Origin of the sequence: Novosphingobium kunmingense (genome assembly GCF_002813245.1) — a bacterium.
Classification (GTDB): Bacteria; Pseudomonadota; Alphaproteobacteria; order Sphingomonadales; family Sphingomonadaceae; genus Novosphingobium; species Novosphingobium kunmingense.
In genome coordinates, this window is sequence record NZ_PHUF01000002.1 from 604068 (window position 1) to 625745 (window position 21678).

The window sequence follows — 21678 nt, forward strand, 5'->3', positions numbered from 1 at the left end:
ACCATGCTGAAACAAGTGGAGGATGGCCCCGCCATCGTGGCCTGCAATACCTGCCGCCACAGCGCGGACGAGCGGGAGGATGACACCGGGCTGCGCGGCGGCGCGCAAATGGCGGCGGCGTTGCGCTCGGTCCGGGAGAGCGATGCTCGCTATGCCGGAGTCGCCGTGCAGGAAATGCCCTGCCTGTTTGCCTGCACCGACTTCTGCACAGTTCACCTCCGCGCGCCGGGCAAAGTCGGCTATGTGCTGGGCCGGTTCACGCCGGACGAAGCGGCTGCCACCGCCATTCTCGATTATGCCGTCCACTATGCCGCCAGCGAACATGGCCGGGTGCCGTTCAAGCAATGGCCGCAAGGCGTGAAGGGCCATTTCATCACCCGCACCCCGCCGCCGGGCTATGTGGCTGAATGAGCTGGTTTACCTCTTCTGCCGCATTCGAAGCGGCGCTTGGGCATCTGCCCATGGCCGATGCAGATGCCATCGCCGCTGCGGGCGCGCGGCAAGCCAGCCTGACCAAGCCGGCGGGATCGCTCGGGCGGCTGGAAGAGATTGCGGTGTTTTTGGCTGGATGGCAGGGCACGCCGCAGCCCGTGATCGAGCAGGGGCGCGCGGCGATCTTCGCGGGAAATCACGGTTTCGTCGTTCACGGCGTCAGCGCTTTTCCGGCCAGCGTGACGGCGGCGATGGTCGGCAATTTTTCCGCCGGCGGCGCGGCGATCAACGCGCTGGCAACGGCCGCCGGGCTCGACCTCGAGGTGGTCGCGCTCGATCTCGATCGGCCCACGGCGGACTTCACCATCGCTCCGGCCATGGACGAGGCGGAGTGCCTTTCTGCGCTGTCCGCCGGAGCTGCCGTGGTTAAACCTGGCCTGGACCTGCTGGTCGTGGGTGAAATGGGCATCGGCAATTCGACCGCCGCCGCCGCGCTCTGCGCGCGCAGCTATGGCGGGACGCCAGCGCAATGGGTCGGGCCGGGAACGGGGGTCGATGCGGAGGGCATTGCGCGCAAAGTGGCGGTGGTGGAACGGGCGCTCGCCTTTCATGACGCCGCGCCGCGCACCCCATTCGAGACCCTGCGCCGATTGGGCGGGCGGGAGATCGCGGCGATCGCGGGAGCCGTGCTGGAGGCCCGCCGCCAGCGCGTGCCCGTGGTGCTCGATGGCTTCATCAGTTGCTCTGCCATCGCTCCCCTGGCCATCGCGGCTCCGGCGATCACCGATCATTGCCTGGCGGGCCACTGTTCCGCCGAGCCGGGGCATATTCGCCTGCTGGGGCATCTGGACCTTGATCCCTTGCTCTCGCTCGGCATGCGATTGGGGGAAGGCAGCGGGGCAGCAGTGGCCATGTCGGTGATCCGGGCCGCGCTCGCCACGCACAATGGCATGGCGACATTTGCCGAGGCCGGGGTGGCGGACAGTCTGTGAACGGTTTTGCCCTCTATCTCCTGCGTCATGGCGAGCCGGAAGGCGCGGGACGGCTGATCGGCCGTACCGACGCCCAGCCCACGGCCGCCGGTATCGCGGCTTGCGTCGATCAGGCGCGGGAACTGGAGCCAGAGGTGCTGATCGCCTCCAATCTATCCCGCGCGCGGTTGGCGGGTGAGGCGATCGGCCTTGCAACAGGCGTGCCGCTGTCCATCGATCCACGCTGGCGCGAGCTGGACTTTGGGGCGTGGGACGGGCTGGCGCCCGGGGACGTCGAAGGCGCGGCCTTGGCGCGGTTCTGGGACGACCCCGAGGTCCATGCGCCGCCGGGAGGAGAATGCTGGTCGGAGCTATTCTGTCGCGTGTCGGGCGCCATTGGCGATCTGGCGGCGAGGCCCACGCTGATCGTCACTCACGCCGGCGCGATGCGGGCGGCGCTGGCGGTGCTTTGCGGGTTCGACGTTCGCCAGACCTGGGCGATCGATCTGCCCTACAACTGCCTTCTGTCGCTGCGCGTCTGGCCTGGGAGCGGACTTGGCCAGCGGCCCACGGCACAGATCGCGGGTCTCTATCCGTGAAGGGCTTCATCATCGCCCTGCAATTCCTGACGCGCCTGCCGACACCCGCGATCGTCGTCGACGATGCCGCGTTCGCTCGGTCCATGCGTTGGTTTCCTGCCGCGGGGCTGGTGATCGGTGCACTGGTCGCGGGGGCCGCATGGGCGGGAGGGCTGGTCGATAGCCGGCTCGGTGCGCTGGCCGCACTGATTGTCTGGGTGGGCGTGACCGGCGCCTTGCACCTCGATGGCGTGTCTGACTTGGCTGACGCCAGCGGAGCGGTGCACAAGGACCGCGAGCGGCTGCTAGCCGTTTTGGCCGACCCGCACGTTGGTAGTTTCGGCGTTGTCGCCATTGTCCTGCAACTTTTGAGCAAGTTGCTGCTCCTGCATATGCTGGTCGAGGCGCATGCGTTTCTCCCGCTCGTTCTTGTGCCTTTCGCCGCGCGCATCGGCCCGCTCGTCTGGACCTGGTGGCTTATGCCGCTGCATCAAGGGCTGGCTGCCAGCTTTCGCTCAGCCGTCGGTCCGGTCGAGTTGATGGCGTGGGCCGCCGCGCTGCTGGCGGCGTCATGGTTCTATCCGGCGCTTCTGGTCACGCCATTGCTGATCCCGTGGTGGGGCTGGCAGGTGCGCCGGATGATCGGCGGGATTTCCGGCGATGGCCATGGCGCGGGCATCGAACTTATCGAAACCGCGCTGCTGCTGACCCTCGCAGTCAGCGCCCCATGGATCCCTGGAACATGAACAACTTCAGCTTTCATGGCGGCAGGCTTGCCGATGCCATGGCGCAGTTCGGCATGGGCGATGCGCCTTGGATCGACCTTTCGACGGGCATCAATCCGCATGGCTGGCCAGGCGTCGGCGATCTGGCGATGGACTGGCAGGCCCTTCCCGATCCGGGCGCGCTGGACGATCTGGAAGCCGCCGCCGCCGCCTGCTTTGGCACGGACCGCGCCCATGTCTGCGCCGTGCCCGGCACGGAGATCGGTCTGCGGATGCTGGGCGACATTCTGCCGGGACCGGCCATCCATGCCCAGCCCAGCTATCGCACCCATGGCGAGATGATACCCCAGAGCCGCCCTGTGGCCCTGTCCGATCTGACGGGGGCGGAGGAGGCGACCCTCGTTCTTGCCAATCCCAACAACCCCGATGGACGAATCACCCCGCCAGCTACATTGCTGGGCTGGTTGGAAACACGGCACAGCAATGGGGGGGGCGGCGCGTCCTGGCTCGTGGTGGACGAAGCCTTTGCCGATGCCACTCCAGAGATCAGCCTTGCCGCCCATGTGCATGACGGGCAGCGGCTGATCGTCTTTCGCTCCTTTGGCAAATTCTTCGGACTGGCCGGGGTGCGGCTCGGCTTTGTGCTGGGGCCACGCCCGCTGATCGCGCAATATCGCCAGAGGCTCGGCAGTTGGCCGCTCTCGGCGGCGGCGCTGGCCATCGGAACGGCGGCCTATCGGGATGCGGATTGGAGCGCCTCCATGCGGATTGGCTTACGCGAAGAGGCGGATGAGCTGGATACGGTTCTGGCCCGGCGCGGCTTCAGGGCGATGGGCGCCTGTCCCCTGTTCCGGCTGATCGAGACGGCCGATGCCGCCGCCCTGTTCGAACGTCTCGCGCGGCATGCGATCCTGACTCGGCCGTTCGACTATGCTCCGCGCTGGCTCCGGCTGGGCCTGCCTGCCAACCACGCGGCGCTGGACCGCCTCGATGGGGCGCTGGCCGATGGCTGAGCCGGTCGCCTTGCTCGCCCTGGTGTTCGATGCCGCGATGGGCTGGCCGCATTCGCTGTATCGCCGGATCGGTCATCCGGTGGGCGCTTTTGCCCGGATCATCGACGAGGCGGAACGGCGATGGAATGATCCCTCGCGTTCCGATGGACAGCGGCGAATGGCCGGGGTGGCCACCGTGCTGATCCTCCTGGCTATCGCGGGCGGGACGGGCTGGGTTCTGCAGAGTCTGCTCGCGGCTATTGCCGGGGTTTGGGCCTGGCCCTTGATCGCGCTCCTGGCCTGGCCGGGTCTGGCGCAGCGCAGCCTTCACGACCATATCCGCCCCGTTGCCGAGGCGCTGGAGCGGCAGGATATTCCCGCCGCGCGCGTCGCGGTCGGCATGGTCGTGGGCCGCGATACGGCGGATCTTGATGAAGCGGGCGTCACGCGCGCGGCAATCGAGAGCCTGGCGGAAAGCTTTTGCGATGGTGTGGCGGCGCCGCTGTTCTGGCTTCTTGTTCTCGGCCTGCCCGGCATCTGGGCCTATAAGGCGATCAACACGGCCGACAGCATGATCGGTCATCGCGAGGAGCGATGGCGCGCTTTTGGTTGGGCCGCGGCGCGTAGCGACGATGCGATGAATCTTGTGCCAGCACGCCTCGCCGGATTGCTGATCTGCCTGTGCGGCAAGGGCGGTTGGCGGATCCTGTGGCGCGATGCCGCCAACCACGCCTCGCCCAACGCCGGTTGGCCCGAGGCGGCGATGGCTGGCGTACTGGGACTGCGACTGGCGGGGCCCATCGCCTATGACGGCATTCTTTCGCACAAGCCGTGGATCGGCGAGGGTGGTCGTCTCGCCCGGGCAGTGGATATTCGGCGTGGGCTGAGCATCTATCGCCGGGCTTGCCTGTGTCTGTGGTTCATGGCGGGGGGTATCGCATCGGCGCTGTAATGCTTCAGGGCACGGGCTCCGACGTTGGCAAATCCGTGCTGGTGGCGGGGTTGTGCCGCGCGCTGGTGAAACGCGGACTTCGGGTCTTGCCGTTCAAGCCGCAGAATATGTCGAACAATGCGGCAGTTACCAGCGATGGCGGCGAGATCGGGCGGGCGCAGGCTTTGCAGGCGATCGCCTGCGGGGTTGCACCGCATACCGACATGAATCCCGTACTGCTGAAGCCTCAAGCCGACCGCACGTCGCAATTGATCGTGCATGGCCGGGTGCGCGGCACATTGCGTGCGGACAATTTCCGGCAGGCGCGCGGGACGCTGCTCGGCGAGGTTCTCGCCAGCTACGACCGGCTTCGCCAGGCTTGCGATATTGTCGTGGTCGAGGGCGCTGGCTCTCCGGCGGAAATCAACCTGCGCGCCGGCGACATCGCCAACATGGGATTTGCGCGCGCGGCGAGCGTGCCGGTCGTCCTGGTCGGCGATATCGATCGCGGCGGGGTCATCGCCGCCATCGTTGGCACGAGGACGATCATCGACCCGGCCGACGCGGCGATGATCGAGGGCTTCATCATCAACAAGTTCCGGGGCGATCCTGCCCTGTTCGCCGATGGCTATCGCCAGATCGAGAGCTTGTCAGGCTGGCGAGGATTCGGCGTTGTCCCTTGGCTGAATGCGACCGCTCGTCTCCCAAGCGAAGATGCCGTAGTGCTGGAGCGCGGCAAGACGCGCGCGGGACACAGCAAGCTAGTCGCTTGCCCGATCCTGCCGCGCATCTCCAATTTCGATGATCTCGATCCGCTGAAACTCGAACCTGGTATCGAACTGCAAATGGTTCCACCCGGCCAGCCGATCCCGGCGGAGGCTGCGCTCATCATCCTGCCCGGGTCGAAGGCGACCATTGCCGACCTGGCCGCGCTGCGCGGCGAAGGCTGGGACGTCGATATTCTTGGGCATCACCGGCGCGGCGGGCTGATCCTGGGCCTTTGCGGGGGCTACCAGATGCTCGGCAAAAGCATCGCCGATCCCGATGGACTGGAAGGGCCAGCCAGCGCTTCATGCGGCCTTGGCCTGCTTGAGGTCGACACGACCTTGCACGCGCACAAGGCGCTGCGTCCGGTCTCCGGGATGGCGATGGGTGCACCTTTTCAGGGATATGAAATGCATATGGGCCAGACCAGCGGACCGGATACGGAGCGTCCCTTCGCGCTGCTCTCCGATGGCCGCCGCGATGGCGCGATCAACGCGGCGGGGACAGTGTTCGGCTCCTATGTCCATGGTCTGCTGGCCGATGCGAAGCTGCGTCGCGCGCTTCTGTCGCGCATGAATGTCGAAGCCGGGGGCGTGGACTATGGTGTCTCTGTCGAACGGGCGCTGGACGAGATCGCATCCGCACTGGAGGAGCATCTCGATATCGATGCGCTCGTGGCGCTGGCCAAGGCAGAGCGATCCGCATCCGGCCCGACAGGATTCAGGACATGAGCAATGCTTTCTCTCACCTGCTGGTGCTGGGCGGTGCGCGTTCCGGGAAGAGCCGCTTTGCCCAAGGCCGGGCTGAAGCCCTGACGGGTAAGCTGGTCTATCTGGCGACGGCCCAAGCCTTCGATGAAGAGATGCGCGAGCGGATCGCCCTACACCGCGCCGATCGCGGCACGCGCTGGTCGACTGTCGAGGCACCGCTGGAGCTGGCGGAGACGATCACGGCATGCAGCACATCTGAAACGGTAGTGCTGGTGGATTGCCTGACGCTCTGGGCATCGAATCTGATGATGGCGGACCGGGATATGGCTGCGGCCACGGAAGGGCTGGTGCGTGCGGTTTTGGCTGCGCGGGGACCGATCATCCTGGTGGCCAATGAAGTGGGGCTGGGCATTGTGCCCGACAACGCCCTTGCCCGAAGATTCCGTGATGTCGCGGGCAGGATCAATCAGGAGATGGCCGCAGCGGCTGATGAGGTCGTCATGATGTTCGCTGGCCTGCCTTTAGCGCTCAAGTCCAAAGGATGAATGGCGTTCAGGTGCTTGTACAGACTGCTGCGGCACGACGGCTGCTCAACGCCCATACGCAGCATTGCCGGGAGTTGCTCAGGTTCTTCGACGAGGCTCGTAATCTCTAGCTGATTCTGCTGCTGGCTGGACTTCACACAAAGCAGCCGAATCGCAGAGGCTTGTCCTCCGGCCGAACTCGCTTTGGCGCGATATCACTCGGAAGGCCTACTTAAATCGGGCGAGTTTGGGGAAGTAGAATCCGAAGTGCGTTCGTTTGACAGCGAGGATGATTTTTTGGCCTGCTACCTAGAGAGCTACCTAGGAGCTAGGCCCCGCTGGCAGGGGCCGCTCGCCGCCTTATTAAGGAATTGATTTAATAGAGAAATGTGGTGGACGCACTTGGGCTCGAACCAAGGACCCGCTGATTAAGAGTCAGCTGCTCTACCAACTGAGCTATGCGTCCACACGGGCGGTACTCCGCGAGGCCCGACGCGTCGGGAGACGCCCCTATAACGATCTTTTTGACGCTGCAAAGGGGGCAATTGCACTTTTTTCAGATGCCGAGAGAGCGGCCCCTGCGGTTCCAGCGATCGACCGCCATGAGCGTGCCGATGCAGATCATGTTGGTCATCAAGGCGGAGCCGCCGTGACTGATCCACGGCAACGGGATGCCGACCACCGGTGCCAGGCCGAGGACCATCATCGTGTTGATCGCCATGTAGAAAAAGATCGTGAAGGTCATGCCGGCCGCCAGCAGGCCGGAGAAGCGGTCTGGCGCGTTCTGCGCCACGCGCATGCCCCAGCGGAACACCCACAGGAAGATCGCGATGGTGAAGATGCCGCCGGCCAAGCCCCATTCCTCGGCCATGGTGGCAAAGGCGAAGTCGGTGTGCGCCTCCGGCAGGTAATCGAGGTGGCTCTGGCTGCCGTTGCCGAAGCCCTTGCCCCAGAAGCCGCCCGATCCGATCGCGATTTTGGACTGCGTGATGTGATAACCCTTGCCGAGCGGGTCGCTCTCGGGATCGAGGAACACCATCACCCGGTCGCGCTGGTAGCCGTGCAGCAGGGTGAAGAAGGCCAGCGGGGCGACGACCGCGACCGCGGCGCCGGCACCGATGAACCACCACATCGGCAGTCCGGCCAGGAACACGACGACCACCGCACCCGCCGTGATCGACAGCCCCGTGCCAAGATCGGGCTGGGCCATGACCAGAAGCGCAGGTACGCCGACAATCCCGCCGAGCGGCACCAGGATGCGCCAGGTGCGCGTCATGCCGGGCGGCATCAGGTCGAAGAACTTGGCAAGGGCCAGAACGATCGTCGGCTTCATGAGCTCTGACGGCTGCAGTTGCATGAACCCGAGGTCGAGCCAACGCTGGCTGCCGCCCTTGACCGCGCCGACCAAGTCGACCAGCACCAGCATGATGACGACCGCGACGTAGATCGGGATCGCCGCCCACTTGAACACCTCCTTGGGCACGCGCGAAATCACGAAGGCCATGGCCAGAAATACGGCAAAGTGGATTTCGTGCAGCATGGCCCAGGGCCACAGGTGTCCGCCGGCCGCGGAATAGAGCACGACCGAACCGAATGTGTTGAGCACGAACAGCGGGATCAGCAGATCCCATGGTTCGCGGGCGATGGCTTCCGGGACGACGCCGTGCCTCATGGGGTGGTTCCTTCGGCGGGCGGCGAGGCAGACGGCGCGCCGGAAGGCGAGGGGGTTGCGACGGGCGCACCGCTGGGCGGGGTCTCGTCCTCGCTGATGACCGTTTCGACCGGGATCGGGGAGGGGTCGGGACGGTTGAGCGCGGCAGTCACGGCCTTGTCGGCTTCGACCTTGGGCGCGGTCCCGCCGTACTGGGCGACGAAGCTGGCATATTTGCGGGCCATCCGATCGGCGGGTGTGCCGCCCCAGCCTTTTTCCATCTCGAGCAGCGTTTCCCACGCTTTGCCGGGATCGAACAGGTAGGTGTAGACGTCCTTGGCGATCGGCGCCGCCGCGCGTGCGCCGAAGGTGCCGTGTTCAACCACGACCGCGATGGCATAACGCGGGTTGTCGGCCGGGGCATAGCTGACGAACAGCGCGTGATCGCGGCCCTTCCAGTCGCCGAAATGGCCGCGCGCGACGAGGGCGCGGACCTGCGCGGTGCCGGTCTTGCCGGCCATCTGGACGCCGCTGTCGAGCTTCAACTGGCTGCCGCGCGCAGTTCCGCTTCCGTTGACCACGCGCCACATGCCTTCGTGAACCACGCCGAGCTGTTCGGACGTGAAGGGCAGCGCCGGACCGGGCGGCTTCTTCTGGCCGTGCAACAAATAGGGCTGGAGGTTCTTGCCGGTGGCGATCCGCGCGCTCATCACCGCAAGCTGCAAGGGCGAGACCGAGACATAACCCTGCCCGATCGACGCGTTGAGCGAATCGGCTGCGGTCCATTCCTGCTTGAACTTGCGCATCTTCCACGCCGCGTCGGGGATGGTCCCGTACCGCTGGTTGATTCCGGGCAGGTCGAATTCGACGCCGAGGCCCAGAACCTTGGCGACAGGCGCGATGGCGTCATAACCCACCCGGTGCGCCATCGACCAGAAATAGGTGTTGCAGCTCTGCTCGATCGCCTTGCGCATGTCGGTCGCGCCGTGGGTCGCGTCGCAGCGGAAGAAGCGACTGCCCAGTCGGTAGCCGCCGGGACAGTTGACCACCTCGTCCGGCGACACACCGGCTACCTGCAGAGCCAGGCTGGCCATGGGTTTCATCGTCGAACCTGGCGGATAAAGACCGCGAACCGACTTGTTGAGCAGGGGGATGTGATCGTCCTCGTTCAGCATCTTCCACTGCAGCCGCCCGATCCCGCCGACAAAGGCGTTGGGATCGAACGAGGGCATCGACGTGAGGGCGAGGATCGCGCCATCGGTGCAGTCGATTACCACGCAGGCCGCCGATTCAAGGCCGATGCGCCGCGCCGCATAGTCCTGGAGCCCGCCATCGATGGTCAGCTTGAGCGCCTCGCCCTGGACATCCTCGCGCATGTCGAGGTCACGCACGATCTTGCCGCTGGCGGTCACCTCGGCACGGCGGGCACCGGGAACGCCGCGCAGCGACGGCTCGAAGAACTTCTCGAGCGAATCCTTGCCGACCTTGTAGCCGGGCGTGATCAGGAGAGGATTGCGGTCCTTCTCGTAGTCCTCCGCCGATGCAGGGCCGACGTAGCCGACGAGATGGCCGACCGACGGACCGGTCGGATAGCTGCGGGAGAAACCACGCTGGGCGATGACGCCGGGCAGGTCGGGCAAGCGCACGCTGACCGCCGCGAACTTGTCCCATTCGAGGCCCGAGGCGACTTCGACCGGCTGGAAGCGGTGGGCCTTGTCGACCCTGTCGGCAAGGTCCTGAAGCTTGTCGGGGCCGAGGCCGAGCAGCTTGCCCAGCTCGGCGATCGTGCCGCTGGTGTCGGCGAGGCGCTCGGGGATCAGGTCGACGCGGTAGTCCGAGCGGTTGGCGGCGAGCGGATTGTCGTTGCGATCGAGGATCAGGCCGCGCCGCGGCGGGATCAAGGTCAGGTTGACGCGGTTGCTCTCCGACGCCGTTTCGTACTTGGCGTTCTGGACGACACCGATCCACCCCGTCCGCACCGCCAGCAGCACGCCGAGGCCGGTCTGCAACCCGGCGATGAGCACGCCGCGCCGCTCGAAGCTGTTGCGCAGGGTGCCCGTGCTGACGTGCCGCGGCTCGTTGAACATCATACCGCCTTGAGCGGGACCAGTCGCAGCCGGTCGAACAGGCCGACCAGCCGCGCCGCCAGCGGGTAGGTGAGGATCGAGACGACCAGTTGCGGCAGCAGGACGGCGAGCGGCGCGTGACCGCCTGCGACATTCGACAACGCGAGGCCCAGCATCAGGTAGACGGTGATCAGCGCCCCGGCGACCAGCCAGTTGATCCAGAACCCGCGCCAGGGAAACCGCACTTCCAGCACATCGAGCCCGATCATCGTCGCCGACCAGAGCAAGACGGCGGAACCGAACGGTTGGCCGCTGAACAGGTCGTCGAACAGGCCGAGCGGAAGGCCGGCCCAGACCGGGAACAGGCCGGGTCGCAGTTGCTGCCATCCGATCAGAAGCAGGAACCCGAACGGCGGCACCACCGGGGCCGAGGCGATCATCGGCAGCAGCGGGCTGAGGCTGCCCAGCATGACCAGCACCCAGGGAAGGGTCACCGCGATCACCGGCGAAGGGGCACGGTTGATCCGCTGGCGACCGATCTGCTGGAGCTGGCGGGGCAGGGGCGTGGGCATCAGCGCGAAAATCGCCTCACGGAGCCGGCGCGGCAGGTGCGACGCTAAGCGCAACGCTCGGGGCGAACGGTTCGTCGACTGCAACGAAATCGGTGCTGCCCGGATCGCTCAGCGGGCGGCCAACCGCGCCGTCGCGGGTCAGTTCGCTGACCACGGCCACCGCGATGTTGGGCCGGTAAAGTCCGCCCGATCCGGAGGTCACGAAGGCATCGCCCTTCTTCAGGGGATTGACGCCCAGGTTGATCAGCCGGATCTGCAGCGATCCGTCGGCACGGCCCGTCGCGTAGGCAGGCAGGCCATCGCTGGCCCGCCGGACGGGCACGATGCTTTCGGTGTCGGTGATGAGCAGCACGCGCGAGGTGTTGCTGCCCACTTCGAGCACGCGGCCGACAACGCCCAACGGCGATCGCACCGGCATGCCCACGCCGACGTGGCGGTTGGCCCCGGCGCCGAGAGTGGCAAAACGGCGGGTGCTGGTAGAGGTCGATGCGATCAGGCGGGCGACGGTGACAGGTCGCGGGTCTTCTTCCATCAGGCCGAGCATGGCCTTGAGGCGGCCGTTTTCGCCCTTGATGGCTTCCGCCTCGGCAAGGCGGATCCGCGCGGCGGCGACCTCCTTTTCGAGCCGGGCGTTGCGGAAGCCCGCGGTGAAATAGCCGCTGACGACGGAGAAGAACGTCTGGGTGCTGTCGCGCGTGGCCGCCGAGGCGCGGCCGACCGGAGCCACGGCGTCGTCGGCCGTGGCGCGCAGCCCGGCAAAGGCCGAGGCGTTGCCCGTCGATACCACCAGCAGAAGCACGCCGAGGCCGGCCCCGATCACCGCGAGGACGTAGCCGAAAAATGTTCCGTATTGCGCCCTGCGGGAATATCCCGGGCGCCGGTTGACGGGCGGCGCCATGCCAAGTTCACTCCTTCAGCCTGCGCCAATTATGGCAGGCAATCCTTAATCAGGCCGTCATCAGCACGCCGCGGTAGATCGGATCTTCCATGGCGCGGCCGGTACCGAGCGCCACGCAGGACAGCGGATCTTCCGCGATCGAGACCGGCAGTCCGGTTTCTTCGCGCAGATATTCGTCAAGACCCTGGATCAGCGCGCCGCCGCCGGTCAGGACGATGCCTTGGTCGACAATGTCGGCAGCCAGTTCAGGTGCGGTATTTTCCAGTGCGATGCGCACGCCTTCGATGATCGCGCCGATCGGTTCGGACAAGGCTTCGGCGATGTTCGCCTGGGTGATAGTGATTTCCTTGGGCACGCCGTTGACGAGGTCGCGGCCCTTCAAATGGATCGTCTCGCCAACGCCGTCGACCGGCACAGTGGCGCAACCGTAATCCTTCTTGATGCGTTCGGCCGTAGCTTCGCCAATCAGCAGATTGTGGTGGCGGCGCACGTAGCTGACGATCGCTTCGTCCATCTTGTCGCCGCCGACGCGCACCGAAGTCGTATAGGCGAGACCGCGCAGCGAGAGGACGGCAACTTCGGTGGTGCCGCCGCCGATATCGACCACCATCGAACCCACGGGTTCGGTCACCGGCATGTCGGCGCCGATGGCCGCAGCCATCGGTTCGAGGATCAGGAAGACCGAGCTGGCCCCGGCGTTGCTGGCCGCGTCGCGGATGGCGCGTCGTTCGACCGAGGTCGAGCCCGAGGGGACGCAGATCACGATTTCCGGCAGCGGCATGAAGGTGCGCTTGCCATGGACCTTGCGGATGAAGTGCTTGATCATTTCTTCGGCGATTTCGATGTCGGCGATGACCCCGTCGCGCAGCGGACGGATCGCTTCGATGCTGTCGGGGGTCTTGCCCATCATCATCTTGGCATCGTCGCCCACGGCCTTGACGCGCTTGATCCCGTTGATCGTCTCGATCGCCACCACCGACGGCTCGTTCAGCACGATCCCGCGGTCCTGAACATAGACCAGCGTGTTCGCCGTCCCCAGGTCGATCGCCATGTTCTGCGCACCAAACTTGAAGAATCGCGAAAAGAACGAAGCCATTGAGAAATCCGTATGTTTTCCGGCAGCTTGGCGCGTGAATCGCGCCAGTCACAGTACCGGCGGTGGGCGAGGAAGCGGTGGCATTAGCGCGAAGGCGAAACAAAGGCCAAAAATTTGTGCGAATGGTTCCGGATATCGGATCGACCGACCTTAAAAAATCGCCGCTTCGTCGCTAGGGTCGATAGCCCATGCCAGTCATCCGCCGCCTGCCTGAAAACCTCGTCAACCGCATCGCCGCTGGCGAGGTGGTGGAACGGCCCGCCTCGGCGCTCAAGGAGCTCGTCGAGAACGCGATCGATGCCGGGTCGCGATCGATCCTGGTGCGGCTGACCGCAGGCGGTGTGGACGGGATCGAGGTGATCGACGACGGCTGCGGCATGACGCCGGACGAGATCGCCCTCGCGCTCGAACGCCATGCCACATCCAAGCTGCCCGATGAGGCGATCGAGCAAGTGGTGACCCTCGGCTTCAGAGGCGAGGCCTTGCCCTCGATCGCCAGCGTCGCGCGCCTCACGCTGGAAAGCCGCCCGCGCGGCAGCGGCGAAGGCTGGCGCCGCATGGTCGATCACGGCGAAGTCGTGGCCGAAGGGCCCGCAGCCCTGCCGCCGGGCACACGGATCACTGTGGACAGCCTGTTCGGCAAGGTGCCGGCGCGGCGCAAGTTCCTGCGTTCGGCCCGAAGCGAATACGCCGCCTGCCTCGATGTGGTGCGCCGCCTGGCCATGGCGCGGCCGGAAGTCGGCTTCACGCTTGAACACGATGGCCGCCGCGTTCTCGCCGTGCAGCCGGACGAGGCGCTGGCAGCGCGCGTGGCGCGGATCGTTGCGCGCGAGCTGGCCGAGGACGGCGTCGCCATCGACCTCGAACGCGGCCCGGTACGTCTTACCGGCGTCGCCGGCCTGCCGACCTTCAATCGCGGCGTGGCCGATCACCAGTTCCTCTTCGTCAATGGGAGGCCGGTGAAAGACCGGCTGCTGGTGGGCGCGGTGCGCGGCGCCTATGCCGACATGCTCGCCCGCGACCGCCATGCGGTGCTGGCGCTGTTCCTCGACGTTCCGGCCGATGAGGTCGACGTCAACGTCCACCCGGCGAAGACCGAGGTGCGCTTCCGCGATCCGGCCTTCATTCGGGGGTTCCTCGTTTCCGGGCTGCGTCACGCACTGGAAGGGGCCGGGCAGAAAAGCGCACAGGCGCCCGCCGGCTCGGCGATGGGAATGTGGCAGACGGAACCGATTGCCCGCGCGCCCGAAGCGGCGCCGGCGCTATCCTCGCTGTTTGCGCGCGAATACGGCTCGGCCGGCGTGCGCGAGGCGGGGCAGGCCTGGCGCGGTTACGAACAGGCGATCATGGCCCCTCCGCAGGGCCGCGCCGAACTGGCTGAGGAGCGGGTCGAACCGGCGTCCAGCCACCCGCTTGGCGTGGCGCGCGGACAAGTGGCCCGGACCTACATCGTGGCCGAGGCGGAGGATGGTCTGGTCATCGTCGACCAGCACGCCGCCCATGAACGTCTGGTTCTCGAACGGCTCAAGGCTGCGGGCGCGCAGGACGCGGTGACCGCGGCGCAGGCTCTGCTGATCCCCGAAGTGGTCGAACTGGACGAGCCCGACTGCGACCGCGTCGAGGCTGCCGCGCCGCACCTGGCGCGCTTCGGCCTGGCGCTCGAGCGGTTCGGGCCGACCGCGTTGCTGGTCCGCACCGTGCCTGCGGCCCTGGGTAAGGGCGATGTGCAGGCTCTCGTGCGGGACGTGGCCGACGACCTTGCCCAGAACGGCGACGCCCTGCTGCTGGGCGAACGGCTCGACCATGTGTTGGCGACCATGGCCTGCCACGGGAGCGTTCGGGCCGGCCGTGCGTTGTCGGTGGCAGAGATGAACGCCCTGCTTCGCGAGATGGAAGTGACCCCCCGTTCCGGCCAGTGCAACCACGGCCGGCCAACCTGGGTCAAGCTGGCGCACGGCGACATCGAGAAGCTGTTCGGGAGACGCTGATGCGCCGCTTTGCTGTTCTGGTTCCGCTCGCTCTGTTGGCCGCCTGCGGACCGAGCGAGGAGGAAAAGGCCGAGCGCGCCAGCAAGGTCGCCGCCGACATTGCCGAGGTCGAGGCGGCACAGAACGCCAAGCCCCCGCTTCAGCCGCTGCGGCTCGAACCGATCACGCGCCAGGACGTGGAAGCGAACAATTTCTACGGCGCTGGTTGCACCTTCGGCAGCAGGGACGGGACAAATCCCACCGTCATCGCCCAGTCGGGCCGCGCGGTAATCAAGGTGACCGCCGAACTGCAGGTGCTTTACGCAGACATCGGCGGATCCAAGCTCGAGATGGGGGCCTGGGAACACTACACCGGCAAGAACAACACCCTGACCATCCGCCGCACCGACAAGGACGCCAAGCCGTCCGCAACCAGCGGGGAGGCCGAATACACGGCCGAATTGACCGTGTTCGACGGCTGGGGCCGCGAAGTGGTGCGCCAGGCGGGGCCGATCCACTGCAAGGATAATTGACGAGACTGTCTGGTCAGTTTGGCCTCGTGCGGATGAGGCCGATCGACTTCATCGTCATCACGACGGTATCATCCTGGTTGAATACTCGCACCAAGGACTGGAAACTGCCCATTTCGGGGCGCGATCGACTGGGGGTCTTGGACACCAGTTCGGATTCCACGCGCAACACGTCGCCCGGATAGACCGGCTTCAGCCAGCGCAGTTCGTCAAGCCCGGGCGATCCGAGGCCGGCTTGCTTGCGGTCGGTGATGTTGTCGACCAGCATCCGCATCGTCATCGCGCAGGTGTGCCAGCCGCTGGCCGAAATGCGCCCGAAGTGGGTCTCCGCCGCGGCTGCATCGGACAGGTGAAAGGGCTGCGGATCATAAGCAGAGGCGAAGGATAGAACTTCCTCGCGGGTAACCTCGTAGCGCCCGAAACGGGCAATGGTACCAACTTCCAGATCCTCGAAATAGGTCAGTCCATCGTCCATGGCAGGCGTCTTCCTCTCGGTTGTCGTGACGCCTTGTGGGTCGGGACCGCGATGACGGTCAAGCCATCGGTCGCAGCTAGCCTGCCTTCGCCTCTTCGCGCACTGCGTCGATCTTTTCCTTGGCCGCCCCGGCCTTGTCCTTCGCTTCCTCGACCACGTCGATCTTGGGCACGATCCGCCAGCGCGCTTGCATCAGGCTGAAGGCGCCGAACAGCATCAGCCCGAACGCGATGGCGTTGTAGAGCAGCGCCTGGCTGCGGATTCCCTCGATCGCGCCGCCCATGCCGACGGCTTGCCGGCTCGATTCGAACCACGCCGCGCGCAGCATCGACCACCCGATCATTCCGGCGATTGCGGCCTGGGTAAACATGCCGAAACGGCCGGCCTGGGCCACGAAGCCTGGCGCGTTCGCCGCGCAATGCTTCATGTGCTTGCCGAGCAGTGCGTTCTTCACGTTGAGCACCAGCGATACCAGAAAGCCGATCCCGACCAAGCCGAGCAGGATCGGGCCAAGCGGCATGTCGAGCAACTGTTCAGCCAGCATTCGACTGGTTCCGTCCTCTGATTCCTGTCCGACATGGCGCAGGCCCATCGCGATTTCGGCCGCAAGATAGGACAGGACGAAATAGGTCAGGGCGACACCGGCATGGCCGATCCGGTTGATGATCCCCATGGCGTCCGTGCCGTTCCGGTCGGCATCGAACAGGGCCGTGGCCAGGCGATAGACTGCGTAGGCGAACAGTCCGGCGGCCACCAAGACGAGCAGGATCCAGCCCATCGGCACCTCGGCAAGGGCAGCAAAGGCCCCGGTCTGGCCCTCGTCGGCATGACGCCCCGAGTCGAACACCAGATAGCCGATGATGACATAGACGATGCCCCGCGCCGCCATGCCGACGCGGGCAATCACGTCGAGCCGCGTCAACTCGTGGATTGCCGCTTCCGCCGTCACGCGTGCGCACCGCTGCCGGCTGTGCGGACGTGGTTCGAGTACCGGGACAAATCGCTCATGGCCGACTAGCGCGCCGGCACGGCGTTGGTTCCCGGCAGCGGTCAGACGTTGAACTTGAAGTGCATTACGTCGCCATCGGCCACGAGGTATTCCTTGCCCTCCTGGCGAAGCTTGCCGGCATCCTTGGCCGCGGTTTCGCCGCCCAGCGCGACGTAGTCTTCATAGGCGATCGTTTCGGCCCGGATGAAGCCGCGCTGCATGTCGGAATGGATCTCGCCGGCTGCTTCGGGCGCCTTGGCGCCCTTGTGGACGGTCCAGGCGCGAGCCTCTTTGGGGCCGACGGTGAAGAAGGTGATCAGGTGCAGCAGGTCGTATCCCGAGCGGATCACCCGCGCGAGCCCGGTCTCCGACAGGCCCATCTCCTCAAGGAATACTATCCGCTCGTCCGGCTCCATGCCGACCAGCTCGCTTTCGATCGCCGCCGAAACGATCACCGCGTTGGCGCCTTCCGCCTTGGCCTTGGCAAAGACCGCTTCGGTGAAGGCGTTGCCGCTTGCCGCGCTTTCCTCCTCGACGTTGCAGACGTACAGCACGGGCTTGGCGGTGAGGAGCTGGGCCTGGTCGAACACCCGCAGCTCTTCCTCGTCGTCCGGACGGGCAAGGCGGGCCGGCTTCCCGTCGCGCAGCAGATCGAGCGCGCGGCCGAGAACGCCAGCCATCAGCTTGGCTTCCTTGTCGCCCTGCGCGGCCTTCTTCTGCGCGGCGGGAACGCGCTTCTCCAGACTTTCGAGATCGGACAGCATCAATTCGGTTTCGACTGTTTCGGCATCGGAAACGGGGTCGATCTTGTTGTCGACATGCTGGATGTCGTCGTTGACGAAGCAGCGCAGCACGTGGACGATCGCGTCGACCTCGCGGATGTTGCCGAGGAACTGGTTGCCGAGGCCTTCACCCTTGCTCGCGCCGCGCACGAGACCTGCGATGTCGACGAAGCTCAATTGGGTCGGGATGATCTTGGCCGAACCGGCGATCGCCGCCAGCTTGTCGAGCCGCGGGTCGGGCACGCCGACCTGCCCGACATTGGGCTCGATCGTGCAGAACGGGTAATTCGCCGCCTGTGCCGCCTGCGTTTCAGTCAGCGCGTTGAACAGCGTCGACTTCCCGACATTGGGCAGCCCGACGATCCCGCAACGAAAACCCATGATTCACTCCGTACCTCTGCAAGCGGCGGCCCATAGCGGGGGCGGGGCGCTTTGGCCAGTTTCGAGACGGTGCAATTGCCTTCACTCTAATTTCAGCGCTTTGACGTATAGGACCCGCGATGAAGAAGCTGATCCTCCTTGCCGCACTGCTTGCTCTGGCATCCTGCGCCGACAGCCCGGAGGACCGGCTGACCAAGGCGCAGGAGGCATTCGCCGCCAACGACTATCCGGCCGCGCGGATCCATCTTGCTGCAGCTCTGGCCAAGAAGCCGGGCGACCAGGCCATGCTCGCGCTTCAGGCGCGAACCTTGCTTGCGCTTGGCGACGGCGAAGGGGCACGAGTTGCGATAGAGCAGCTCGCCGGGAGCAAGGCGCCCACAGGCGAGCTTGCGGAAATGGCGGGGGAGGCCGCCTTGCTGCGCGCCAAGCCCGACCTCGCCGTTGCCGCGCTGGCCGGACTGGACAGCGTCGAGGCCGAACGCATCCGCGCGCTCGCTGCGATCCAGCAGGAAGACAACCGCACCGCTATCATTCATTTCGAGCGCGGTCTGGCAGAGGGTGGGAACGCACGGCTGCTGGCGGACTATGCCCGCTTCAAACTTATCGCAGGCGACGTGGCCGGCGCGACCGAGCTTGCCGCCAAGGCGGCCAGTATCGCGCCCCACAGCATCGATACGCTGCTGATCGCGGGTCAGCTGGCGGTTCGCCGCGGCGACCTCAAGTCCGCGCTCGATCTCTACGAAGACGCCGCCAGGCGTTATCCCTCGAGCCTCGCGGCCTTGATCGGCAAGGCCGCCGTGCTGGGCGACCTGGGGCGACGGGACGAAATGAAAGCGGTGCTCGATCGCGCTGCCGCTTTCGCCCCGCGCGCCGGCGGCATCCTGTTCCTGCGCGCCAAGGCCGCGGCGCAGGGCAAGGACTGGGCCGGGGTCAGGGCCATCGTGCAGCCGGTCGAAACCGGCCTCGATCAGATCGACCCGGTCCGCCTGATCTATGGCGAGGCGCTGCTGCGTCTCGGGCAGGTGGAGCTGGCGACCGCGCAGTTCGAACCGATCGTACGATCCGTTCCGGGCAACCGCGACGCGCGGCGACTATTGGGCGAGGCCCGCCTCGCCAGCGGCGACGCCAAGGGGGCAATGGAAGTGCTGAGGCCGGTGGCCGACCTGCCCTTTGCCGTGAAGGACGAGCTGGCGCTAATGGCCAAGGCGGCCAGGGCCGCCGGAGATCCCGCCGCAGCACGGTACGAGGCTCGATCGCGGCAACCCGAGCCCCAAGCACTGGGCCGTGACCTGGCAACCGGCGACGCGGCCATGAAGGCCGGGAACTGGGCCGGCGCCAGCGCGGCCTACCAGCGCCTGCTCGACAATACCGATGGCACCAGCGTGGTCGTGCTCAACAACATGGCCTATGCCCAGGCCATGCTTGGCAACTTCAATCGTGCGCGCACTCTCGCCGACCGGGCTTTAAAGCTCGCGCCGGACAATGCGTCGGTGCTCGACACGGCGGGTTGGGTGCGGATCAAGTCGGGCCAGGACGTCGAAAACGGAAAGCGCCTGCTGCGCAAGGGAGCACAGCAGGCGCCGGGGAACATGACGATCCGCGCGCACCTGGCCGAGGCCGAGCGCGCGAAGCCCTGAAGTCAGGCGAAGGCCGCGTCCGCAGCGACCTTGCGGCGGCGGCGAAGGAACGCGGTTGCCAAAAGCGCACCGCCGATCAGTCCGACCATGCCGGGTTCGGGGACCTGGTTGCCCGACGACCCGCCCGACGTGTTGGTGAGCGAGCCGGCACCGCTGGCCGAGGTCACTCCGCGCACGCCTTCGACCGACTGGTAGCGGACGTAGAAATCGCTGAGAGTCAGCGCCGTTATCGGCTGCAAGAAGCTGAGCGTGAAAGTGCCCGTTCCGGTTTGGCCGTTGTCGATGCCACCCCCGCCGCCGCCGGCGCAGGATCCGGTGTCGTAACCCTTGAAGCACACATCGATATCGCCAATCCCGTTGGGGTAGGACGAGTCGAGGGTTGCGAAGTTGAACGTCCCGGTCGACGAAGCGCCGTCGGCGTCAGGATTGGTGTTGAATCCGAAAGACGATACGCGCGACGAAACAGGCGCGGTCGATGTGTTGGTGATCGAGTAGTTGAACACGTAGGCGTTGGTGCTGATGCTGGCGAGCGTGAAGGTGGTCGAGGCGGTCAGGCCAGCGATGGTCGCGCCGCCATTTCCCGAGAAGCCGTTGTAGTTCAGCGTATAGCTGTTGCCGACATTGGCAGGGGTCAGCGGGATGGTGTCTGCGTGGGCAGCGCTGGCGAACGCCAGGCTGGCGATGGCGGCAAGAGGTGCAATGGCTTTGAACACGGTCATGGGAGCCCCCAGGTAATTGGTTAACTCCAAACTAAGCAATGCCCGTGCCAAGCGCGGACTTGTGCGGGAAACGTTGATTAACGCGCTATTGGCGCAAGCGCTGATGTAAGGAATTTCGACAGTCTGACAGCTAATCCGGTTAACCAGGCCGATCAGTCGTGCAGACGCAGGGCGACCTCGTTCATGAAGCGCGTGTCGTCGCCGTCGGCAAGCCAGCCGGCTTCGGCGCTGATCGCCCCGAGCATGTCGGCGAGGGCATCCATCTCGCTTTTGGCATAGTTGCCCAGAACGTGGCCCGTCACGCGGTCCTTGTGGCCGGGATGGCCGATGCCGATCCGCACCCGGCGAAATTCCGGACCAAGATGCCTGTCGATCGAGCGCAGCCCGTTGTGTCCGGCAAGTCCGCCGCCGGTGCGCACCTTGATCTTGAAGGGCGCAAGGTCGAGCTCGTCGTGGAAGACGGTCAGCGCCTCTACGGCCAGCTTGTAGAAGCGCAGCGCCTCGCCGACCGAACGGCCGCTTTCGTTCATGTAGGTCGCGGGCTTGAGCAGCAGGATCCGGTGCCGTCCGATACGTCCTTCCTGGACCCAACCCTGGAACTTCTTCTGGACCGGGCCGAAGCCGTGCACCTCGGCCAGGGCGTCTATCGCCATGAAGCCGACATTATGCCGGTGCAGCGCATATTGCTGGCCCGGATTGCCGAGACCGACCCAGACCTGCATGCGCGATCAGCGTCCCGCTTCGGCAGGGGCTGCCGACGAGCCGCGGAGGCCAGTGCCAAGATCGGCAATTGCCGTTTCCGCGACGCGCAGGCATTTCATCGCCTCGGCTCCCTGCCGCTCGCGCGGTAAGGCGGCGAAGGCCTTGAACGCGGCTTCCGCGGCTTCCGGCGTGCGCGCATCGGCCGGCCCGGACAAGAGGTTTGCAGCATAGAAATAGACGCCGCGGTGGGCACGCTCGTTCATCGCCGAGGCTTGCTGCTTGGCCGAAGCGTCGGTGGACTTCTGCGCTGTCGCGGCGGTGGCAGCCTGGGCGAAGCGCAGACGGATCACGCAGCCCAGCGGATCGGTATTGTAGGCCGATTCGACGCTGACTGCGGGGGTCTTCGGCTTGGCCTTCCCTGCGGTCTGCGCCGGCAGGGCCGTTGCCGCCACGGCGAGGGCCAGGGCTGCGACGGCACGAACGGCGCACAGGGCGGGAAGGGAAGGGGTTGCGACCACGGTTCATCTCCAGACAAAAGCCGGGCCGCATCGCTGCGGCCCGGCCTTGTGATGGGGTAGCCATGCCA

General features: G+C 66.1%; 22 protein-coding genes and 1 tRNA gene. 11 read left to right on the forward strand and 12 right to left on the reverse strand.

Going from position 1 to position 21678, the window contains the following annotated elements; genetic code table 11:
• Positions 1–3 precede the first annotated feature (3 nt).
• From B0I00_RS02950 to cobU, 8 genes are read left to right on the forward strand one after another with little or no spacing between them, the layout of a single operon-like run.
• Positions 4–411: a DUF1636 domain-containing protein gene (locus B0I00_RS02950; protein WP_100865840.1), complete on the forward strand. Its 408-nt coding sequence runs from the start codon at positions 4–6 to the stop codon at positions 409–411.
• Positions 408–1424 (forward strand): nicotinate-nucleotide--dimethylbenzimidazole phosphoribosyltransferase, encoded by a 1017-nt coding sequence (cobT, locus tag B0I00_RS02955; protein ID WP_100865841.1) that lies wholly within the window; start codon positions 408–410, stop codon positions 1422–1424. The genes B0I00_RS02950 and cobT overlap by 4 nt, the downstream gene beginning before the upstream one ends.
• Positions 1421–2002 carry a histidine phosphatase family protein gene (locus B0I00_RS02960; protein WP_100865842.1) on the forward strand — a complete coding sequence of 194 codons (582 nt, stop codon included), beginning with the start codon at positions 1421–1423 and terminating at the stop codon, positions 2000–2002. The genes cobT and B0I00_RS02960 overlap by 4 nt, the downstream gene beginning before the upstream one ends.
• On the forward strand, positions 1999–2727 hold the full coding sequence (locus B0I00_RS02965; RefSeq protein ID WP_100865843.1) for an adenosylcobinamide-GDP ribazoletransferase: 729 nt from the start codon (positions 1999–2001) through the stop codon (positions 2725–2727). Before B0I00_RS02960 ends, B0I00_RS02965 begins: the two co-directional genes overlap by 4 nt.
• The gene (locus B0I00_RS02970) at positions 2724–3719 is read left to right on the forward strand and encodes a threonine-phosphate decarboxylase (RefSeq protein WP_100865844.1); all 996 of its coding nucleotides are present in this window, start codon (positions 2724–2726) and stop codon (positions 3717–3719) included. Before B0I00_RS02965 ends, B0I00_RS02970 begins: the two co-directional genes overlap by 4 nt.
• Positions 3712–4650 (forward strand): adenosylcobinamide-phosphate synthase CbiB, encoded by a 939-nt coding sequence (gene cbiB / locus B0I00_RS02975; protein ID WP_100866463.1) that lies wholly within the window; start codon positions 3712–3714, stop codon positions 4648–4650. The genes B0I00_RS02970 and cbiB overlap by 8 nt, the downstream gene beginning before the upstream one ends.
• On the forward strand, positions 4638–6125 hold the full coding sequence (locus B0I00_RS02980) for a cobyric acid synthase (RefSeq protein WP_100866462.1): 1488 nt from the start codon (positions 4638–4640) through the stop codon (positions 6123–6125). The genes cbiB and B0I00_RS02980 overlap by 13 nt, the downstream gene beginning before the upstream one ends.
• Positions 6122–6649 (forward strand): bifunctional adenosylcobinamide kinase/adenosylcobinamide-phosphate guanylyltransferase, encoded by a 528-nt coding sequence (gene cobU, locus B0I00_RS02985; RefSeq protein ID WP_100865845.1) that lies wholly within the window; start codon positions 6122–6124, stop codon positions 6647–6649. Before B0I00_RS02980 ends, cobU begins: the two co-directional genes overlap by 4 nt.
• Before the next feature lie 369 nt (positions 6650–7018).
• Here cobU and B0I00_RS02990 read toward each other — a convergent pair.
• The 6 genes from B0I00_RS02990 to B0I00_RS03015 all read right to left on the reverse strand — a co-directional run bounded on the left by B0I00_RS02990 (position 7019) and on the right by B0I00_RS03015 (position 12911).
• Positions 7019–7094 (reverse strand) — tRNA-Lys (locus tag B0I00_RS02990).
• A 90-nt stretch (positions 7095–7184) separates the two neighbouring features.
• Positions 7185–8300: a rod shape-determining protein RodA gene (rodA, locus tag B0I00_RS02995; protein WP_100865846.1), complete on the reverse strand. Its 1116-nt coding sequence runs from the start codon at positions 8298–8300 to the stop codon at positions 7185–7187.
• The gene (gene mrdA / locus B0I00_RS03000) at positions 8297–10366 is read right to left on the reverse strand and encodes a penicillin-binding protein 2 (protein WP_100865847.1); all 2070 of its coding nucleotides are present in this window, start codon (positions 10364–10366) and stop codon (positions 8297–8299) included. The genes rodA and mrdA overlap by 4 nt, the downstream gene beginning before the upstream one ends.
• Positions 10366–10917: a rod shape-determining protein MreD gene (locus B0I00_RS03005; protein WP_100866464.1), complete on the reverse strand. Its 552-nt coding sequence runs from the start codon at positions 10915–10917 to the stop codon at positions 10366–10368. The genes mrdA and B0I00_RS03005 overlap by 1 nt, the downstream gene beginning before the upstream one ends.
• Positions 10918–10933: 16 nt before the next feature.
• Entirely contained in the window at positions 10934–11815 is an 882-nt protein-coding gene (mreC, locus tag B0I00_RS03010; RefSeq protein WP_100865848.1) for a rod shape-determining protein MreC, read from the reverse strand.
• A 49-nt stretch (positions 11816–11864) separates the two neighbouring features.
• Positions 11865–12911, reverse strand: coding sequence for a rod shape-determining protein (locus tag B0I00_RS03015; RefSeq protein ID WP_100865849.1), 1047 nt, complete (start codon positions 12909–12911; stop codon positions 11865–11867).
• A 188-nt stretch (positions 12912–13099) separates the two neighbouring features.
• On the opposite strand from B0I00_RS03015, the gene mutL reads away from it, so the two are divergent.
• Both mutL and B0I00_RS03025 read left to right on the forward strand, forming a co-directional pair.
• Positions 13100–14899 (forward strand): DNA mismatch repair endonuclease MutL, encoded by a 1800-nt coding sequence (gene mutL, locus B0I00_RS03020; RefSeq protein ID WP_100865850.1) that lies wholly within the window; start codon positions 13100–13102, stop codon positions 14897–14899.
• Complete coding sequence (locus B0I00_RS03025) at positions 14899–15411, forward strand: hypothetical protein (RefSeq protein WP_100865851.1); 513 nt, start codon at positions 14899–14901, stop codon at positions 15409–15411. The genes mutL and B0I00_RS03025 overlap by 1 nt, the downstream gene beginning before the upstream one ends.
• 13 nt (positions 15412–15424) lie before the next feature.
• Here B0I00_RS03025 and B0I00_RS03030 read toward each other — a convergent pair whose 3' ends face one another.
• From B0I00_RS03030 to ychF, 3 genes are all read right to left on the reverse strand, one after another.
• The gene (locus tag B0I00_RS03030) at positions 15425–15871 is read right to left on the reverse strand and encodes a MaoC family dehydratase (protein WP_100866465.1); all 447 of its coding nucleotides are present in this window, start codon (positions 15869–15871) and stop codon (positions 15425–15427) included.
• An 88-nt stretch (positions 15872–15959) separates the two neighbouring features.
• A complete protein-coding gene (locus B0I00_RS03035; RefSeq protein WP_100865852.1) occupies positions 15960–16832 on the reverse strand; it encodes a DUF1206 domain-containing protein in 873 nt (290 codons plus the stop codon).
• Positions 16833–16933: 101 nt separating this feature from the next.
• Positions 16934–18034 (reverse strand): redox-regulated ATPase YchF, encoded by a 1101-nt coding sequence (ychF, locus tag B0I00_RS03040; RefSeq protein WP_100865853.1) that lies wholly within the window; start codon positions 18032–18034, stop codon positions 16934–16936.
• Between the two features lie 119 nt (positions 18035–18153).
• Here ychF and B0I00_RS03045 point away from each other — a divergent pair, with 119 nt between their 5' ends.
• A complete protein-coding gene (locus tag B0I00_RS03045) occupies positions 18154–19671 on the forward strand; it encodes a tetratricopeptide repeat protein (RefSeq protein WP_100865854.1) in 1518 nt (505 codons plus the stop codon).
• A 2-nt stretch (positions 19672–19673) separates the two neighbouring features.
• Here B0I00_RS03045 and B0I00_RS03050 read toward each other — a convergent pair whose 3' ends face one another.
• From B0I00_RS03050 to B0I00_RS03060, 3 genes are all read right to left on the reverse strand, one after another.
• Positions 19674–20390 carry a cistern family PEP-CTERM protein gene (locus B0I00_RS03050; RefSeq protein ID WP_100865855.1) on the reverse strand — a complete coding sequence of 239 codons (717 nt, stop codon included), beginning with the start codon at positions 20388–20390 and terminating at the stop codon, positions 19674–19676.
• A 152-nt stretch (positions 20391–20542) separates the two neighbouring features.
• On the reverse strand, positions 20543–21112 hold the full coding sequence (gene pth, locus B0I00_RS03055; protein WP_100865856.1) for an aminoacyl-tRNA hydrolase: 570 nt from the start codon (positions 21110–21112) through the stop codon (positions 20543–20545).
• Positions 21113–21118: 6 nt separating this feature from the next.
• The gene (locus B0I00_RS03060) at positions 21119–21610 is read right to left on the reverse strand and encodes a hypothetical protein (protein ID WP_100865857.1); all 492 of its coding nucleotides are present in this window, start codon (positions 21608–21610) and stop codon (positions 21119–21121) included.
• Positions 21611–21678: the final 68 nt, after the last annotated feature.

Bases quoted from the DNA above. Each gene is read 5' to 3' on its own strand.
- B0I00_RS02950 (WP_100865840.1), top strand. From the start codon at position 4: ATGCTGAAACAAGTGGAGGATGGCCCCGCCATCGTGGCCTGCAATACC.
- cobT (WP_100865841.1), top strand. From the start codon at position 408: ATGAGCTGGTTTACCTCTTCTGCCGCATTCGAAGCGGCGCTTGGGCAT.
- B0I00_RS02970 (WP_100865844.1), top strand. From the start codon at position 2,724: ATGAACAACTTCAGCTTTCATGGCGGCAGGCTTGCCGATGCCATGGCG.
- cbiB (WP_100866463.1), top strand. From the start codon at position 3,712: ATGGCTGAGCCGGTCGCCTTGCTCGCCCTGGTGTTCGATGCCGCGATG.
- cobU (WP_100865845.1), top strand. From the start codon at position 6,122: ATGAGCAATGCTTTCTCTCACCTGCTGGTGCTGGGCGGTGCGCGTTCC.
- rodA (WP_100865846.1), bottom strand. From the start codon at position 8,300: ATGAGGCACGGCGTCGTCCCGGAAGCCATCGCCCGCGAACCATGGGAT.
- mrdA (WP_100865847.1), bottom strand. From the start codon at position 10,366: ATGTTCAACGAGCCGCGGCACGTCAGCACGGGCACCCTGCGCAACAGC.
- B0I00_RS03005 (WP_100866464.1), bottom strand. From the start codon at position 10,917: ATGCCCACGCCCCTGCCCCGCCAGCTCCAGCAGATCGGTCGCCAGCGG.
- mreC (WP_100865848.1), bottom strand. From the start codon at position 11,815: ATGGCGCCGCCCGTCAACCGGCGCCCGGGATATTCCCGCAGGGCGCAA.
- B0I00_RS03015 (WP_100865849.1), bottom strand. From the start codon at position 12,911: ATGGCTTCGTTCTTTTCGCGATTCTTCAAGTTTGGTGCGCAGAACATG.
- mutL (WP_100865850.1), top strand. From the start codon at position 13,100: ATGCCAGTCATCCGCCGCCTGCCTGAAAACCTCGTCAACCGCATCGCC.
- B0I00_RS03025 (WP_100865851.1), top strand. From the start codon at position 14,899: ATGCGCCGCTTTGCTGTTCTGGTTCCGCTCGCTCTGTTGGCCGCCTGC.
- ychF (WP_100865853.1), bottom strand. From the start codon at position 18,034: ATGGGTTTTCGTTGCGGGATCGTCGGGCTGCCCAATGTCGGGAAGTCG.
- B0I00_RS03045 (WP_100865854.1), top strand. From the start codon at position 18,154: ATGAAGAAGCTGATCCTCCTTGCCGCACTGCTTGCTCTGGCATCCTGC.
- B0I00_RS03050 (WP_100865855.1), bottom strand. From the start codon at position 20,390: ATGACCGTGTTCAAAGCCATTGCACCTCTTGCCGCCATCGCCAGCCTG.
- pth (WP_100865856.1), bottom strand. From the start codon at position 21,112: ATGCAGGTCTGGGTCGGTCTCGGCAATCCGGGCCAGCAATATGCGCTG.